Origin of the sequence: Ectothiorhodospira haloalkaliphila ATCC 51935 (assembly GCF_000633935.1) — a bacterium.
GTDB classification, from domain to species: Bacteria; Pseudomonadota; Gammaproteobacteria; order Ectothiorhodospirales; family Ectothiorhodospiraceae; genus Ectothiorhodospira; species Ectothiorhodospira haloalkaliphila.
This window is the reverse complement of record NZ_KK214998.1, coordinates 587696-603498: the sequence shown is the minus strand read 5'-3', so window position 1 is coordinate 603498 and position 15803 is coordinate 587696. Positions and strand designations below refer to the sequence as shown.

Genomic DNA, 15803 nt, shown 5'->3' with positions numbered 1-15803 from the left:
CGTCGCTACGCTCCGATGGGTGGCAGCTTTGCCCCGGTCCGGGTGGCAGGCTTCACGTGGAATGGGTGGCAACCTTCAGCGGTCTACGCAGCCTGCTGAAGGAAGGTCAGGTTGGCCCGGTCCAGGGCGCGGGCATAATCCATGGCCGAGGCATCCATCCGCTGACGCAAGCGCGCTGCCGACAGGCCGCGCTTCGAGCCCATGCAGGACAGAAAAAACGGGTCCTTGCGGACCCCCTCGGCGGCTTCAAAGTCGCTCTTGCCCAGGGTGAGCAAACCCAGCTAGGTGCTGAGCACCTGACCATGGTCGGTGCCCCGGTAAGATCCCATCGACTTCACCGCCTGATCCAAGCGGGATGCCGCAATCGCCTCGCCAATCAATGCCAGCCCCGCATGGACGGTGAGAATCCGGCGCGGCGACTGCTCAAGGCGAGGTTTTTTGAGGGTCATATGGGTTCACCCAACTGGTGCAACGGGAAGCCCCAATTTTCTCATTTATCTCGTTTCTTTTGAAGCTTAATCACACATTTTGGCGAGATTTCGTCACGGATTCAGGTACTAGCCATACGGGTTTGATCAATCCTCTATTACCACCAAGACGTCAATCACAACTCATCAATCATTTTCTCCCGCAAGCTCAAGCAACTTCCTACGAAAGTAAATAAAGCTTGGTGAAGCATTATTCGAAACATTCATCTGAGGACTAATTTTCTCCGCCCATTGAGACTTTTCTACGCCGACGGCTTGCCAGCCTTTAGAGGCAAGAGCTGACGCACCTCCGGGATATACTGCATCTGCCAAACATTCCCACGTGCCGCAAATAGAGTCATTCACATATTTATGTAAGACAGTGCTCTTGGCGCTGGGGTAGGCAGCTTTAATCGCTGGAATATCGCCAAGGAACCAAGCTTCGCCCTCCTCAATTGCGATGCAAAAACGGGTTTTGGGCTGTGGATTGCAAGCTTCAAGAATACCAATAAGCTCTTCACGGAATGCTCTAAGGCACTTATCATCGAGATCACATACCAAAATAACCGCCGCAGAGTAGTCATCCGGATAATTGGCGAATGCCTTGCCATACCCACGAAGAAGCCTTGGAAGCTGGTCGAGCAATATGCGTTTATTGGCGTTGTCATTTGCACCAAGATTCTTTGGAAGACGCCCAATTCCTTTGTAAGAGTGGACATTATACGTATGGTCAGCGCTGATAATCTTGGGTATCAATATATCAAGAGCTTTTTTTCCAGACTGATCTTCAACAAGGATTTCAAAATGCACTCGATCACCTCGCATCTAGGTAATCACTGTACCAAAGACTGCCCAAGGGTAGCCCCTCAGAAACCATACTCCTCACTATCTCGTCGTCGCTAGCTCGGCGTATAGCCGAAAAACCATCTGGTCCCTTCTCAAGAATCCATACCTCAGAGGGATCCAGAGCATCGACTAAATAAGGTTGATGGGTAGTAATGAAGACCTGAGACCCACCTTTACGCCCCGTTGCGTGCTCACGAAACTCCTCCGCCAGGGACTCAAGTAGTTTATGGTACAAGCCATTTTCTGGCTCTTCGATACACAAGAATGGCGGCGGCGCAGGGTCCTCCAGCAAAAGCAGATAAGCGAATACTTTCAGTGTACCGTCGGACATTTGCTGCGCATAAAAAGGATCTTGAAAACCCATATCATTGAACCGAAGTAGCAACCTGCCGTCGTTCGTCCGTTCCGTGTCAATCTTGTCAACACCAGGGATTTTCCTTACTATTTGATTTAGGATGGTTCGGAATCGCTTTGGGTGTTCCCTTTCCATAAATTGCACAACATTTCCAAGGTTGTCCCCATGAATATTGAGATGCTTCTGGGGCCCAGCTAGCGGCAAACTCCTAGCTGCATCGGGTGTAAAGTAGCTGAGATACCAACCTTCGATAAATCGACGAAATGCTGAAATCCTTGGATGTTGTTTCAAGGACCCAAGCGTAGCTACGCCTAATTTTCGTATATCCTCAAGCTCCACCAGTTCGGTTTCTTTTGACTCTTCATTGGTTTCATCTGACCTGATCGAATCCAGCAAGCTATCCAAGTCGAAGCACGCCTGTCCCTCTTCGATCTGACGGCCTCCCTGATCCCCTTTCCAAGCAATCCCCTTTCCACTATTCAATAAAAGAAAAGAAAATGGCCATCCTCGCTTTTGACCCTTGCGTCTCTGTCTGAGACGTTCTTTCAAGACATAAGGCCGACCCGAACCATCCATATCGATGGAAATTTCGTAGGTGATTGGCCGAGCGTTCCCGTCTTCTTTATAGTAGACCTCGAATTCAATAGGCCCTGCCTGACCCTGCGCTCGGACCCGCTCAAAGCCTCCCCGCCCATGAGCGTAACATGCCTCTTCGACACCAACCTTCAAAGCGTCTGCTAGAAAGCCAAATGCATCAAATAAGGTGCTTTTACCAACACCATTTTTTCCTATAACTGCTGTCAATGGGGTAAGCGGCTCAGCATGCTGCTGATTCCATAGACGTCCTAAGGTGACGTCTCTGAGAGCTCTGAAATTCTTTATCCGAAAGCCTTCAATTTTAGCCATTATTTGCGTCTCTCTATAGCTGCGAATCGTAAACCGTTGGAAACCACAGCCCACTAGATCCATGCTTGCCGTTGCTTGAAAGTGGGGGGAGCCGGTTACGTGTAACATTAGGTTAAACGCTGAGAGATCCCCATGAATTCATGAAAGGATCCCGGCGGGTAGCTGTTCAGGCTGTCGCAGCCACCCGCAGGAGTTCGAAGGGGAGCATTACACTTTTGTCCCAACCCTTTGGTAGGGCGGTTTTCGGGCCCGTTACAACCGCGTTGACGGGGTGACACCAACACGCCCGCGTGAACCGGGTGCATGAGCGCATCGCGGCTTGGCCCTGGGCCAATGATCTTGCGCCTCGCCGTGAAGGCCGCGCAGGGTTCCTGTGTTCCATGTCCGATCCATCGCATGACTATTGGCAGAACACTACCGGACTTTGTGACGGATTTCATGTTTCAGGTCAATACGACGACGGTACTTGAGCACGGCGCTCTGAGATTGCGAACGGGACATACCCCCCACACTCTTGACCATCCCCCGCTGCGAATCCACTCCTACACCCCCCCAGCAAACCGCGCCACCAAAAAATCAATCAACGCCCGCACCCTGGGCGGCAACCAGCGACGATCCGCGTAAACGGCGTAAACAGTCAGCTCGGGCGCCTGCCATGCATCCAGGCAGGTCACCAGCCGGCCCTGCGCCAGCGCCTCGGTCGCCAGAAAACGCGGCACCAGCACCAGGCCCAGGCCGGTCTCGGCGGCGGTGACCAGCATCTCGCCATTGTCCGAGCGCAGGGAGCCTTCCACGCGCACGGCCACCTCGTCCCGCCCCTGTCGGAAGCGCCATTCCTGGCTGCTGGGTTCGTTGGTGTACACGAGACATTCATGTTCCACCAAATGTTGCGGATGCTCCGGGGTGCCCCGGGCCTGCAGGTAATCAGGGGCTGCGCACAGAACCTTGTCGGTGGTGGCCAGGGGCCGGGCCACCAGGGTGGGGTCCAGGGACGAGGTGATGCGAACCGCCAGGTCGACCCCCTCCTCCACCAGGTTGACCAGGTGATCGTTGAAGGTCACATCCAGTGTGACCGCGGGATAGGCCCGCTTGAAGTCCGCCAGGGCCGGCGCCAGGTGGCGGATGCCGAAGCTCACCGGAGCGCTCAGGCGCAGGCGGCCGCGCACGGCGTCGGTCTCCAGGGCCAGGTCCTGCTCGGCCTCGTCCACCAGTTGCAGGATCTGCACCGCGCGTGGGTAGAAAGCGCTGCCGGCCTCGGTGAGGGAGTGGCGGCGGGTGGTGCGCTGCATGAGGCGGGTGCCCAGATGCCCTTCCAGCTTGCTCACATAGCGGCTGGGTTGGCCGCGCGCCAGGCCCAGGCGCTCCGAGGCGGCGCTGAAGCCCCCGGCGTCCACCACGGTGACGAAGACGCGCAGGGCGCGGATGAGGTCGAAGTCCGGCAGATCGATGCGTTGCATGCATCAATCTTATGCGTTTTGGGGGGTTTATCAACCTGCCGCCATGAATTCCAATGACACACACGCCCCGGTCGGGGGCACCACGTTCTTTTGCACACGGAGGCAAGGACAATGAGCAAGATTCTGGTTTTGTATTACTCCATGTACGGTCACATCGAGACCATGGCCAATGCGGTGGCCGAGGGTGCCCGTGGGGTGGAGGGCACCACCGTGGACATCAAGCGTGTGCCTGAGTTGATGAATGAGGAAGATGCGCGCAACGCCGGTGCCAAGCTGGACCAGGCGGCCCCCATCGCCCAGCCCGAGGAACTGGCGGATTACGATGCCGTGATCTTCGGCACCCCCACCCGCTTTGGCAACATGGCCTCGCAGATGCGCAATTTCCTGGATCGCACCGGCGGTCTGTGGGCTCAGGGCAAGCTGGTGGGCAAGGTGGGCAGCGTGTTCACCTCCACGGGCACCGGTGGCGGTGGCGAGACCACCATCACCTCCTTCTGGCACACCCTGGCGCACCAGGGGTTCGTGATCGTGGGGGTGCCTTATGCGATCCCGGAGCTCACCGATGTGTCCGAAACCCGGGGCGGCAGCCCTTACGGCGCGGCCACCCTGGCGGGCCCCGACGGCAGCCGTCAGCCCAGCGACAAGGAGCTGACCATCGCCCGCTTCCAGGGTCAGCATGTGGCCGAGGTCACCCGGAGGATGACCGGCGGAGCGGTTTGAACCGAGGCCCACGCCATGGCAGGGCGCCCCAACCCTCAGGGGCCGCCCTGCGCTCCTTGAGGCGCGATGCGTCATTGGGTGAATGAAGGCACAATACCTTCATGACCCAACGAATGTTCTTTGCCCTGTGGCCTGATGATCCCCTTCGGGATGCAATCCAGGCCCGCGTGCCTGACGGGCATGGCGGGCGCCCGGTCGCCCGGCACAACCTGCACCTCACGCTGGCCTTCATCGGTGCGGCCGATACGGCCTATGCCGAGTGTCTGAGCCGGGCCGCAAGCACGGTGGAAATCGAGCCATTCGCGTTCGAACTCACGGGGCTTGGGTGTTTCAGAAAGCCCGGCGTGTTGTGGCTGGGGGACGTTGTCCCCCGCGGCCCTCTGGTGCGGCTGGCACAGGACCTGAACACCGCCCTGATACCGTGCGGCTTCCAGCCGGAGGCGCGGGAGTACCGTCCCCATGTCACCGTGGCCCGCAAGCTGAAGGCCCCTGTGGCACGGGCTCCCATTCACCCTATCCGTTGGTCGGTGGACGGCTTCTGCCTGGTGGTATCCAAACCCGGCCCGGACGGCGTGCGCTACGAGGTGGTGCAGCGCTATCCCGTGTGATCACCAGGCGCACCCGCCGTTGCAGGCTCCACGCTCTGTTCAGCGCGTCCCAGGAAACGGCCCGGGCGAGCACGATATAGCCCGACAGTCTCCGTGCCACCGACTCCATCGTGGCAGAGGCATCCAGAGCAAGCCCCGGACGGCGGTGGGTTTGAACTGACCCTGCCCCCATGGCAAGGTGGCTCAACACTCAGGGGACAGGGGACGCCCTGCCATCCTCAGGGCGTGGGAGCCATGCGCGAGCACTCTCTTGTAACGCTGGTAAAAAATCCGGTGTTTTCCGTCTCGGCGGCGGTCATCGGGGTGCTTTCATTGCTGGGCATTCTGCTGCCGGGGCCATTCGCGGCCACCGCCGATCGGCTCTACCGGCTGGTGAGCATCAATTTCGACTGGCTTTATCTGCTGGCGGTGTTCGGCTTCGTGGTGTTTCTGGTCGGGCTGGCCCTGAGCCCCTGGGGGCGTGTCCGTCTGGGGCAACCGGACGACCGACCCGAGTTCGGCTTTTTTGCCTGGATCGGGATGTTGTTCTCGGCTGGCTTTGGTATCGGGCTGGTCTTCTGGGGGGTGGCCGAGCCCCTGAGTCACTTTGTACTGCCGCCTCTGGGGGGCGCGGAGCCACAGACAGAGGCTGCGGGCCGCCTGGCCATGGGGTATGCGTTTTTCCATTGGGGTGTGAGCCAGTGGGCCATCTTCGGCTTGGTGGGCCTGGTGATTGCCTATTTCGAATTCCATCGCCGGGAGGATGGGCGCATCTCCACCGCCCTGCATCCGCTGACCGGTCATGGCCCCCGGCTGCGAGATTCGGTGGACATACTGGCCATCATCGCCACCGTACTGGGCATGGCCACCTCCCTGGGAATGGGTGTGCTACAGACCAATGGTGGCCTTCACACCCTGTTCGGTGTGCCCAACACACCCCATGTCCATCTGCTTATTGTGGTGACCCTGGCCGTGGTGTACCTGGGCTTCACGCTCACGCGGTTGGGAACGGGCATTCAATACCTGAGCATCCTCAATCTGAGTCTGGTCCTGGGGTTGTTGGTGGCGGTGTTCCTGCTCGGGCCTACCCTGTACATCGTGAAGACCTTCTTCCTGGGGCTGTGGGACTATGCACACCATTTCCTGACTTACAGCCTGAGGCTCGGTCCTGGGGAGGGCGATGGCTGGACGCGGCAATGGACCCTGTTCTACTGGGCGTGGATCATCGCCTGGTCGCCCTTTGTGGGGGCCTTCGTGGCGCGGGTATCGCGGGGAAGGACCATTCGCGAGTACGTGGCGGCGGTGTTGACCGTGCCCCCCATGATCGCCTGCTTCTGGTTTGCCGTGTTCGGCGGCACCGCACTGTATCGGGACCTGGAACAAAACGCCGGCCTGGCCGGGTCGGTCAGCGATGACGTGTCGGCCTCGCTGTTCCAGCTGCTGGAAACGCTCCCCCTGGGCACCCTGCTCTCCTGGGTCGCCCTGTTGCTGGTGGTGACCTTCCTGATCACCTCTGCGGCTGCGGCCTCGTACATCCTGGGTTCCATGAGCAGCGGCGGGCGGCTATCGCCCCCCACGCCGGTGCGCGTGGTGTGGACCTTTCTGGTCTCGGCCATCGCCGCCGCGCTGCTCTTCGCTGGCGGGCTGGGAGCACTTCAGACTGCCTCGCTGGTCGCGGCGGTCCCCTTTTCCATTATCATGGTGCTCATGGGGGTGGCACTGATTCAGGCCCTGCGCTCAGACTCCACCCCGCCGAATTGACAACCAGGAGTTGTTCCAATGACGGCCACACCCGATACGCCCTCCCATGACGCGTCGCCCCGGCTACTGCCCGGGATGCCCTACCCCCTGGGCGCCACCTTTGACGGAGAGGGCACCAACTTCTCGGTGTTCTCGGAGGTGGCAGAGCGGGTGGAGTTGTGTCTGCTTGATGAGCAGGGGGAACAGACCGAGTCCTTTGATCTGACGGAGGTCTCGGCCCTGTGCTGGCATGGCTATGTGCCCGGCATCGGCCCGGGGCAGCGCTACGGGTTTCGCATTCACGGCCCCTGGGACCCGGAGCAGGGTCTGCGGTGCAATCCCCACAAGCTGTTACTGGACCCCTACGCCAGGGCGATTGCGGGGCGGGTGAAATGGAACGAAGCGGTGTTCCCCTACCGTTTCGATGATCCCGACAACAGTTTCAACGACCAGGACAGTGCCCCTCATGTGCCCCATTCCGTCGTCGTGGACACGCACTTCGACTGGGAAAAGGATCGCCATCCCCGCACGCCCTGGCACGAGTCCGTGATCTACGAGACCCACGTCAAGGGCTTCACCGTCCGCCACCCGGATATCCCCGAGGCGGTGCGCGGTACCTATGCCGGCCTGGCCCATCCGGTCGCCATTGAGCATCTCAAGTCCCTGGGCGTCACGGCGGTGGAGCTGATGCCGGTGCATCAGTTCATCCATTACTCACACCTTGAGGAGAGAGGCCTGCGCAATTACTGGGGCTACAGCAGCATCGGCTATCTGGCACCTCACAATGAATATGGCTCCAGCGACGACCCCAATGAACTGCTTCGGGAGTTCAAGGGGATGGTCAAGGCACTGCATGAGGCGGGACTGGAGGTGATTCTGGACGTGGTCTACAACCATACCAGCGAAGGCAATCACCTGGGGCCCATGCTCAGCCTCAAGGGACTGGACAACGCCGCCTACTACCGGCTGATGCCCGATGAACCCCGTCACTACATGGACTACACGGGCACCGGCAATTCCCTGAACATGCGCCATCCCCATGTCCTGCAGCTGATCATGGACTCGCTGCGTTACTGGGTGCTGGAGATGCACGTGGATGGGTTTCGCTTCGACCTGGCCTCGACCCTGGCCCGGGAACTGCACGAGGTGGACCGGCTCTCGGCGTTCTTCGACATCATCCAGCAGGACCCCATCATCAGCCAGGTAAAGCTCATCGCCGAACCCTGGGACATCGGCGAGGGGGGCTATCAGGTGGGCAATTTCCCGGTGCTGTGGTCGGAGTGGAATGGCCAGTACCGCGATACCGTTCGTGATTTCTGGCGCGGCGAGGACCAGACCCTGGGTGAATTCGCGTACCGGCTGACGGGCAGCCCCGACCTGTACGAGTCCTCCTCCCGGATGCCCCATGCCAGCATCAACTTCGTGACGGCCCACGATGGTTTCACCCTGCGGGACCTGGTGTCCTACAACGATAAACACAATGAGGCCAACGGCGAAGATAGCCAGGATGGTGCCGATGACAATCGCTCCTGGAACTGTGGCGAGGAAGGCCCCAGCGAGGACCCGCAGGTGAACGCCCTGCGCGCCCGGCAGCAGCGCAACTTCCTGACCACCCTGATGCTGTCCCAGGGTGCGCCCATGCTGCTGGGGGGAGATGAACTGGGACGCACACAACAGGGCAACAACAACGTGTACTGCCAGGACAACGAACTGGCCTGGTATGACTGGTCACAGGTGGACACGTCGCTGCTTGAATTCACGCGCCGTCTGGTGCGTTTTCGGCATGATCACCCGGTGTTCCGGCGGCGACGCTTTTTCGAGGGTCGGGCCATCCATGGCCACGATGTGGAAGACATTGCCTGGTTCACACTCGACGGGGAGTGTATGGAAGAGGATCACTGGGGAGAAGACTTTGCCAGATCGCTGGGGATATTCATCAATGGTGAGTCCCTGCCCTCCCCCGGGCCGCGCGGCGAGCGCATCGTCGATGATCGATTTTTTCTGGCCTTCAACGCCCACCATGAGCCCCTGGAGTTCACCTTGCCCGAGGCCAGCTGGTGCAAACGCTGGCGGGTGGAACTGGATACCGCCGAGGGATGGGTCGATGAGGATCGGCATCACGACGCCGGGGGCACGTTCACCGTGGAGGCTCGCGCCATGATTCTGCTGAGGCGCGTCGGCGAGTGATCAGCGGCTCCCTGGTTTCAGGACGCTTCGTCCTTGAGTTGATGTCGCTGGAGGCGATGAAATGACGCTGCTCACCTGGATCGGAATCCTGCTTTGCCTGTCTCAGTCGGCAATGCTGTCCGGTCTGAACCTGGGGCTGTTCTCGCTCAGCAAGCTGGAACTGGAGGTCGAGGCACGCAAGGGCAACAAACTATCGGAACGCGTGCTGGGGCTGCGTGAGGACGCAAACTTCGCACTGGTCACGATCCTCTGGGGCAACGTGGGGGTGAACGTGCTGCTGGCGTTGCTTTCCGGCTCCGTGATGAGCGGCGTGATCGCCTTCCTGTTCTCCACCGTTGTCATCACGATCTTCGCGGAAATCATTCCGCAATCCTATTTCACCCGCAACGCACTGCGCATGGCGTCGATGCTGGCGCCGGTGCTGCGGGTCTACCAGGTGCTGCTCTACCCGGTGGCACGGCCCACTGCCTGGGCACTGGATGCCTGGCTGGGCGGCGAGAACATCCGCTACTTTCCGGAGCGTGATCTGCGTCGGGTGATCCAGCTCCACATGGAGACCACCGAGTCCGAGATCGCACGGGTCGAAGGACAGGGTGCGCTGAATTTCCTGGAGCTGGACGATGTCCCGATACGAGACGAAGGCGAGCCGGTGGATCCGGGGAGCGTACTGTGTCTTGAATTCGATGGAACAAGGCCCTTGTTCCCAAAAATCACCGCCGATCCCAAGGACCCGTTTCTCTGTCAAATCAACCGCTCGGGCAAGAGTTGGGTGGTCATTGTCGATTCCGACGACTGGCCCCGGCTGGTCCTCAGTGTGAATGACTTCCTGCGGGAGGCCATATTCGCTCCCGAGCACTTCAATCCCCTCCGACACTGCCACCGTCCAATCATCGTGACCAGCGGCACTCGCAAACTCGGTGAACTGATTCCGCGGTTCCGCCTGCATTCCGGGCCGAGGGGGGATGACATTGTCGAGGACGACGTGGTGCTGTCATGGACAGACCAGCCACGATTGCTCACCGGCACCGACATCCTGGGCCGCTTGATGCGAAACATCGTGGGCAAATCCAATCGGTAGCCTGACTGGGCGCCCATCCGACGTCACCTGCCCACTGTACAGGTTGGCTGCCAGCGTGCGATAAAGTGAGCAGATCATTCTCCTTAAGGCACCCAGAGCGGGGGCAAGCCACAATGGATCAGCGTCCACCGAGGCAACCGCCGACCAGTGGCAAGGCATCGCCAGAGTCCAACGCCCCCCTGCCCGGCGGTGAAGAGCATTATCGACTCCTGGTCGAGCAGCAGAATGACCTAGTCGTCAAGGTCGATAACGAGGGCCGTTTCCTCTACGTGAACCCGGGCTATTGCAGCACCTTCGGGAAGCGCGAAGAGGATCTGATCGGCCAACGTTTCATGGCCTTGGTTCATCCCGATGACCAGGCCCAGACCGACGCCGCGATAGCAAGCCTCTATCACCCGCCGCACCGCTGCTATCTGGAACAACGGGCCCTGACCCAGGAAGGCTGGCGCTGGTTCGGGTGGTCCGATGTGGCCGTGCTGGATGAGCGGGGAGAAGTCACTGCCATTATCGGTGTCGGTCGTGATATCCATGACCGCAAAGTCGCGGAACTGCAGCTCCTGCAGACTCAACGAATGCTCGACCTCGCCCTTGAGGCCGGCGGCATCGGCACGTATACCGCCAATTTCAGCACTGGCCAGGTGTGCCCGGACCAGCGTTATCTGGCCCAGATCGGCTATCAACCCGGCGAGATCGTCATCACCGACGAGTGGTGGCGGGCGAACGTCCATCCCGAGGACCTGGCGGCCTTCGCCGAGCAAACGGGGCAAGTCATCCATGGTGGTGTGGACGACTTCACCGCCGAGTACCGTTTCCGGCATCGCGATGGACGCTGGATCTGGCTACAGGACCACGCGCGCGTTTATGAACGCAGTCCAGACGGAATCGCCGTTGCAGTCAGTGGTTTGCGGATCGACATTCACCGGCGCAAGGAGGCCGAGTTGCGCCTCGCCTACCATGCCGACCATGATCCACTGACCGGACTGCTCAATCGGCGTGGCATGTGGCATGTGATCCGTGGCATTCAGGCACAAGGACAGCGGGGACACCGCCCCAATGCGATCGCCATCCTTGATCTGGATTTTTTCAAACGCGTCAACGACACCTATGGTCATCTCGTGGGCGATCAACTGCTTCAAGAGGTCGCCATGGTGCTCCGAGCCAGTACCCGCGAATCCGACTGGGTCGCGCGCTGGGGTGGTGAAGAGTTTCTGATCCTGATGCCCGATACCAACGTGGCCCAGGCACGGAATTTCATTGAGCGCCTGCGCCAGCAGATCGAGGCGGCGCCTTTTTTGATCCGCGAGCACTCGCTCCGCATCACCGTCAGCGCCGGTCTCGCCTCTTCACATCTTGAAGAACACGACAGCCATGAAGCCTTCGTCAGCCGTGCCGACATGGCGCTCTATGCGGCCAAGAAGGCCGGCCGCAATCGGGTCTGTACCGAGACCGAGGCGGACCAGGATTGAGTTGAAAGCCAACTCACCCTGTAACGTTGAAGCCGGCGCGCAGGCGCGACGCTGGAGCGCACTCAATGCCGCGGGGGGATGCAAAGCCCTGGATCATGGAAGCTTCCCATAAGAGTCGACAGCGGTCCCCCATCTCCCCGTCTTTTCAGGTCTTAGCTGGACATCACCCCCGGCCTGTTTTCCCGCTGTTGCTGCTGCCACCCCTCAGGCTCGAACACAGGCACCTCGGAGCGCGGAAGCGGATCGCGGCCCATGATGTGGTCGGCGGCCTTCTCGCCGATCATGATGGTCGGTGCATTGATGTTGCCGTTGGTGACCGTGGGCATGATGGACGAATCCACCACTCGCAGCCCCTCCACGCCGCGCACCCGACACTGCGAATCGACCACAGCGTTCTCGTCCTCGCCCATACGGCACGTGCCACAGGCGTGGTAGGCGGTTGCAGCTGTCTGTGCCACCCAGTCATCAACTTCATCATCCGTATGCACATTCGGCCCCGGTGAGACCTCATCGCCACGGTATGGATCGAAAGCCGCTTGAGCGAAGATTTCGCGCGTCAGGCGCACCCCGTCGCGATAGGCCTGGCGGTCGGCCTCTTCCTGCAGATAGTTGAACACCAGTCGCGGGGCCTCCTCGGGGTTGGCGGACCTCAGCGTAACCGCACCGCGACTCAACGGCTTGTTGGCACCCAGATGCGCCTGAAAACCGTGACCCTTGACGGCCTTGCTGCCGTCGTAGGCGATGGCCCCAGCCAGGAAATGGTATTGCAGATCAGGCCATTTCAGCCCGGGTCGACTGCGGATGTAGGCATTGGACTCGAAATGGTTGGTCGCACCCAGGCCAGAACGGGCGAAGAACCATTGCGCACCAATCCGCAACTGGCCCAGGGGATTCAGCCAGCCATTGAGAGTGATCGGCTGCGTACAGCGCTGCTGCACCCAGACCTCCAGATGGTCCTGCAGGTTCTGCCCCACTCCGGGTAGATCGTGCACCACATCGATACCGTGCTCACGCAGCTGATCCGCCGATCCGATACCGGAAAGCATCAGCAGCTTGGGCGAATTGAAGGTGCTGGCACTGAGGACGACCTCCCGGTTGGCACCTACCCGGTGCACCTGACCTTGCTGCCGGTACTCCACGCCAACGGCCCGCTTTCCCTGCATCACCACCCGCGTGGTCAGCGCATGCATGCGCAGCGTCAGGTTGCCGCGCTTGAGGGCTGGCTTGAGGTAGGCATTGGCGGTCGAGCTGCGCACCCCGTCGCGCACGCTCATGTCCATGCGGCAAAAGCCTTCCTGCCGATAGCCATTGTAATCGCTGGTCTCACCGTAACCGGCCTGCCGACCCGCCTCGATGAAGGCCCGATACAGCGGGTTGCGCATATTGTTGCCATTGCACACACCCACCGGACCGCCGGTATCTCGATAATCATCCTCGCCGTATACACAATCCTCGGCACGGCGAAAATAGGGCAGTACATCCTCATAACCCCACCCTTTGGCACCCGCCTGCTCCCACTCCTGAAAGTCCCCGGCACAACCGCGCACATAGGCCATGCCGTTGATCGAAGAGGACCCGCCAATCACCTTGCCACGGGCATGGTGCAGGCGACGGCCAGCCAGGCCTGGCTCAGGTTCGCAGTACAACCCCCAGTCGTATTTCGGCTTGTTGAGCGGTATGGAAAAGGCCGTCGGCATCTGAATGAAGATCGAATTGTCCTTACCACCAAACTCCAGCACCAGGACCGAGTGCTGACCGTCCGCACTGAGCCGATCGGCCAGCACACAGCCCGCCGAACCGGCACCCACGATGATGTAGTCGAATGCCTCTTCAAATCGTGACTCGCTCATGTATTGGACTCCTTGCCGGCGGCCTTGTCAGGCCCGTCGGGAACCTGCGTGTTGCCACCGAGACTGTGCTGCCGGGAATGGAGAAAGTCCAGATGACGTTCGTACTGGTCCAGCATATCGGCAATCAGTTGCTCCTTGCTGTAACCAGCCACATCGTAACCTTGCCCTCCTTCGCTCAGGTGGACTTCCAGCCTGTAGTAATTGGCCCGGGGCCGGGTGGCGCGCAACGGGAATGCAGGCATGCGCGCCTTGAACGGCCAGATCTGGTAGGTGAAGTCCTGCTCACCACCCAGATCAACGGTCAGCGCAATATGCAACGACTCACCCTTTTCGAACTCGACTTCGGCCTTGATGGACTGCTCACGCAACTGATCACGCACCTGCTCCATGGCCGGTCTGGCAGTATCTGCCAGGAAGCGTTGCGCCTCATTGAAATTGGGGAAGTGCATGGCACGTGCCAGACGTTGCTTCCAGCCATCCTGGCTGACTCGTCCGGTGCGGCCAGAGAGGTGGCCGGAAAGGCTGCGCTGGTGACTATCAAACTTCAGTCCCTCCAGCGTGAGTCCCTTGAACAGCCCGAACATCATCAGGAACAGCACCACAGCAAAGGGCAGCCCCATGATCACCACGGCGCTCTGCAGGGCTTCCAGGCCATCGGTCATCAGCAGGGCCAGGGTCAGCAGGCCAATGATGGCCGCCCAGAGGATGCGCATCCAGTTGGCGGCGTCCTCGTTGGGGTCTCGAATCACGGATGTCAGATTCGACAGCACCAGCGACCCGGAGTCACCCGAGGTGACAAAGAACACAATGGCCAGAATGCTCACCACTACCGTGGTCACACCCGTCCAGGGCAGGCTCTCCAGGAAAAGATAGATGGACGAGCCAGGGTTATTCATGGCCTGCTCGCCAAAGTTCTCCACACCGCTGCCGGTGGCGATCAGATCGATGGCGCTGTTACCCATGGTGGCCATCCAGGCCATCATGAAGGCCAGCGGAAGAATCAGCGTACCGGCAACAAACTCGCGAATCGTGCGTCCGCGCGAAATCCGCGCCAGGAACATGCCAACGAAAGGCCCCCAGGCAATCCACCAGGCCCAGAAGAAGACGGTCCAGGCATTGAGCCAGTCGGCGGGCGGATCAAAGGCATAGGTATTGAACGACAGGCTGACATAGCTCGACAGATAGTCGCCGATATTCATCACGAGCGCGTTCAGCAGCATCACCGTCTTGCCGGAAAACAGCACAAACAAAAGCAGCAACAGTGCCAGCAGCATATTGAACTCAGACAGTCGCCGGATGCCGCGCTCGACACCGGTGATGGCCGATATGGCTGCAAAGACCACGATCATCAGGGCCAGCACCGCTTGCGTGACCGTGCTCTCGGCAATGCCGAACATGTAATTGAGGCCGAAATTGAGCTGGATGATGCCAATGCCCAGACTTGTGGCGATGCCGAACACCGTGCCCAGCACGGCAGCAATATCCACCGAGTGCCCGATCGGCCCATAGATACGCTTGCCGATCAGTGGGTACAGCGCGGAGCGAATGGTCAGTGGCAGGCCGTGGCGGTAACTGAAAAAGGCCAGTGACATGCCCACCAGCGTGTAGATACCCCACCCGGAAAGGCCCCAGTGAAGAAAGGTCAGGCTCAAGGCCTGACGGGCGGCCTCGACAGTGCCCGCCTCACCCACCGGTGGTGCCAGATAATGACTGACCGGTTCGGCCACACAGAAAAACAGCAGGTCAATGCCGATGCCCGCGGCAAAGAGCATGGCGGCCCAGGTGAGGATGTTGAAATCCGGTCGCGAGTGTTCCGGACCAAGGCGAATACTGCCATAGCGGGACAGGCCGATGGCCACCACAAACACCAGGTAGGCGACCACGGCAATAAAATAGAACCAACCAAAGGTGTTGGAAATCCAGGCCAGTACACCGCCGATCACCGCACCGGCCTGCTCGGTAAACAACATTGCCCAAAGCGCAAAGGCTACAATGCCGACGGCTGCCCCATAAAAGACGACATGATTGAGCCCCTGGTCGGGTACCTGCCTACCTTCCGCTTCCTGAGCCATATACCCTCCTGTAACCCACCCCGCTGAAGCGCATCTGGATCACAGGAAACTTAAAACCCATTTTTTCACCCC

13 protein-coding genes are annotated in these 15803 nt (G+C 60.0%); 6 read left to right on the top strand and 7 right to left on the bottom strand.

Features of this window, described 5'->3' with window-relative positions; genetic code table 11:
- Positions 1-83: 83 nt before the first annotated feature.
- The 5 genes from ECTHA_RS0110660 to ECTHA_RS0110645 all read right to left on the bottom strand — a co-directional run bounded on the left by ECTHA_RS0110660 (position 84) and on the right by ECTHA_RS0110645 (position 4031).
- Entirely contained in the window at positions 84-275 is a 192-nt protein-coding gene (locus ECTHA_RS0110660; RefSeq protein ID WP_025280450.1) for a hypothetical protein, read from the bottom strand.
- Between the two features lie 6 nt (positions 276-281).
- Positions 282-449, bottom strand: coding sequence for a hypothetical protein (locus ECTHA_RS19915; RefSeq protein ID WP_156946832.1), 168 nt, complete (start codon positions 447-449; stop codon positions 282-284).
- Positions 450-614: 165 nt separating this feature from the next.
- The gene (locus tag ECTHA_RS19520) at positions 615-1277 is read right to left on the bottom strand and encodes a hypothetical protein (RefSeq protein ID WP_174411996.1); all 663 of its coding nucleotides are present in this window, start codon (positions 1275-1277) and stop codon (positions 615-617) included.
- 4 nt (positions 1278-1281) lie between these two features.
- Positions 1282-2574 (bottom strand): AAA family ATPase, encoded by a 1293-nt coding sequence (locus ECTHA_RS0110650; protein WP_026623726.1) that lies wholly within the window; start codon positions 2572-2574, stop codon positions 1282-1284.
- Between the two features lie 542 nt (positions 2575-3116).
- Positions 3117-4031, bottom strand: coding sequence for a LysR family transcriptional regulator (locus ECTHA_RS0110645; protein ID WP_025280886.1), 915 nt, complete (start codon positions 4029-4031; stop codon positions 3117-3119).
- A gap of 111 nt (positions 4032-4142) precedes the next feature.
- Here ECTHA_RS0110645 and wrbA point away from each other — a divergent pair, with 111 nt between their 5' ends.
- The 6 genes from wrbA to ECTHA_RS19060 all read left to right on the top strand — a co-directional run bounded on the left by wrbA (position 4143) and on the right by ECTHA_RS19060 (position 11809).
- Positions 4143-4751, top strand: coding sequence for an NAD(P)H:quinone oxidoreductase (wrbA, locus tag ECTHA_RS0110640; RefSeq protein ID WP_025280885.1), 609 nt, complete (start codon positions 4143-4145; stop codon positions 4749-4751).
- A gap of 101 nt (positions 4752-4852) precedes the next feature.
- Entirely contained in the window at positions 4853-5359 is a 507-nt protein-coding gene (gene thpR / locus ECTHA_RS0110635; protein ID WP_025280884.1) for an RNA 2',3'-cyclic phosphodiesterase, read from the top strand.
- 234 nt (positions 5360-5593) lie between these two features.
- Positions 5594-7099 (top strand): BCCT family transporter, encoded by a 1506-nt coding sequence (locus ECTHA_RS18005; RefSeq protein WP_025280883.1) that lies wholly within the window; start codon positions 5594-5596, stop codon positions 7097-7099.
- An 18-nt stretch (positions 7100-7117) separates the two neighbouring features.
- The gene (gene glgX, locus ECTHA_RS0110625; RefSeq protein WP_025280882.1) at positions 7118-9265 is read left to right on the top strand and encodes a glycogen debranching protein GlgX; all 2148 of its coding nucleotides are present in this window, start codon (positions 7118-7120) and stop codon (positions 9263-9265) included.
- A 61-nt stretch (positions 9266-9326) separates the two neighbouring features.
- Entirely contained in the window at positions 9327-10343 is a 1017-nt protein-coding gene (locus ECTHA_RS0110620) for a DUF21 domain-containing protein (RefSeq protein WP_025280881.1), read from the top strand.
- 113 nt (positions 10344-10456) lie between these two features.
- Positions 10457-11809, top strand: coding sequence for a sensor domain-containing diguanylate cyclase (locus ECTHA_RS19060; protein ID WP_025280880.1), 1353 nt, complete (start codon positions 10457-10459; stop codon positions 11807-11809).
- A gap of 152 nt (positions 11810-11961) precedes the next feature.
- Here the strand turns inward: ECTHA_RS19060 and betA are convergent, their stop codons facing one another.
- Positions 11962-13659 (bottom strand): choline dehydrogenase, encoded by a 1698-nt coding sequence (betA, locus tag ECTHA_RS0110610; RefSeq protein WP_025280879.1) that lies wholly within the window; start codon positions 13657-13659, stop codon positions 11962-11964.
- Positions 13656-15731 carry a choline BCCT transporter BetT gene (gene betT, locus ECTHA_RS0110605; RefSeq protein ID WP_025280878.1) on the bottom strand — a complete coding sequence of 692 codons (2076 nt, stop codon included), beginning with the start codon at positions 15729-15731 and terminating at the stop codon, positions 13656-13658. Before betT ends, betA begins: the two co-directional genes overlap by 4 nt.
- Positions 15732-15803 lie beyond the last annotated feature (72 nt).

Coding starts and splice junctions, on each gene's coding strand:
- thpR (WP_025280884.1), top strand. CDS start 4,853: ATGACCCAACGAATGTTCTTTGCCCTGTGGCCTGATGATCCCCTTCGG.
- ECTHA_RS19060 (WP_025280880.1), top strand. CDS start 10,457: ATGGATCAGCGTCCACCGAGGCAACCGCCGACCAGTGGCAAGGCATCG.
- ECTHA_RS0110650 (WP_026623726.1), bottom strand. CDS start 2,574: ATGGCTAAAATTGAAGGCTTTCGGATAAAGAATTTCAGAGCTCTCAGA.
- ECTHA_RS0110620 (WP_025280881.1), top strand. CDS start 9,327: ATGACGCTGCTCACCTGGATCGGAATCCTGCTTTGCCTGTCTCAGTCG.
- betA (WP_025280879.1), bottom strand. CDS start 13,659: ATGAGCGAGTCACGATTTGAAGAGGCATTCGACTACATCATCGTGGGT.
- wrbA (WP_025280885.1), top strand. CDS start 4,143: ATGAGCAAGATTCTGGTTTTGTATTACTCCATGTACGGTCACATCGAG.
- ECTHA_RS19915 (WP_156946832.1), bottom strand. CDS start 449: ATGACCCTCAAAAAACCTCGCCTTGAGCAGTCGCCGCGCCGGATTCTC.
- glgX (WP_025280882.1), top strand. CDS start 7,118: ATGACGGCCACACCCGATACGCCCTCCCATGACGCGTCGCCCCGGCTA.
- betT (WP_025280878.1), bottom strand. CDS start 15,731: ATGGCTCAGGAAGCGGAAGGTAGGCAGGTACCCGACCAGGGGCTCAAT.
- ECTHA_RS0110645 (WP_025280886.1), bottom strand. CDS start 4,031: ATGCAACGCATCGATCTGCCGGACTTCGACCTCATCCGCGCCCTGCGC.
- ECTHA_RS18005 (WP_025280883.1), top strand. CDS start 5,594: ATGCGCGAGCACTCTCTTGTAACGCTGGTAAAAAATCCGGTGTTTTCC.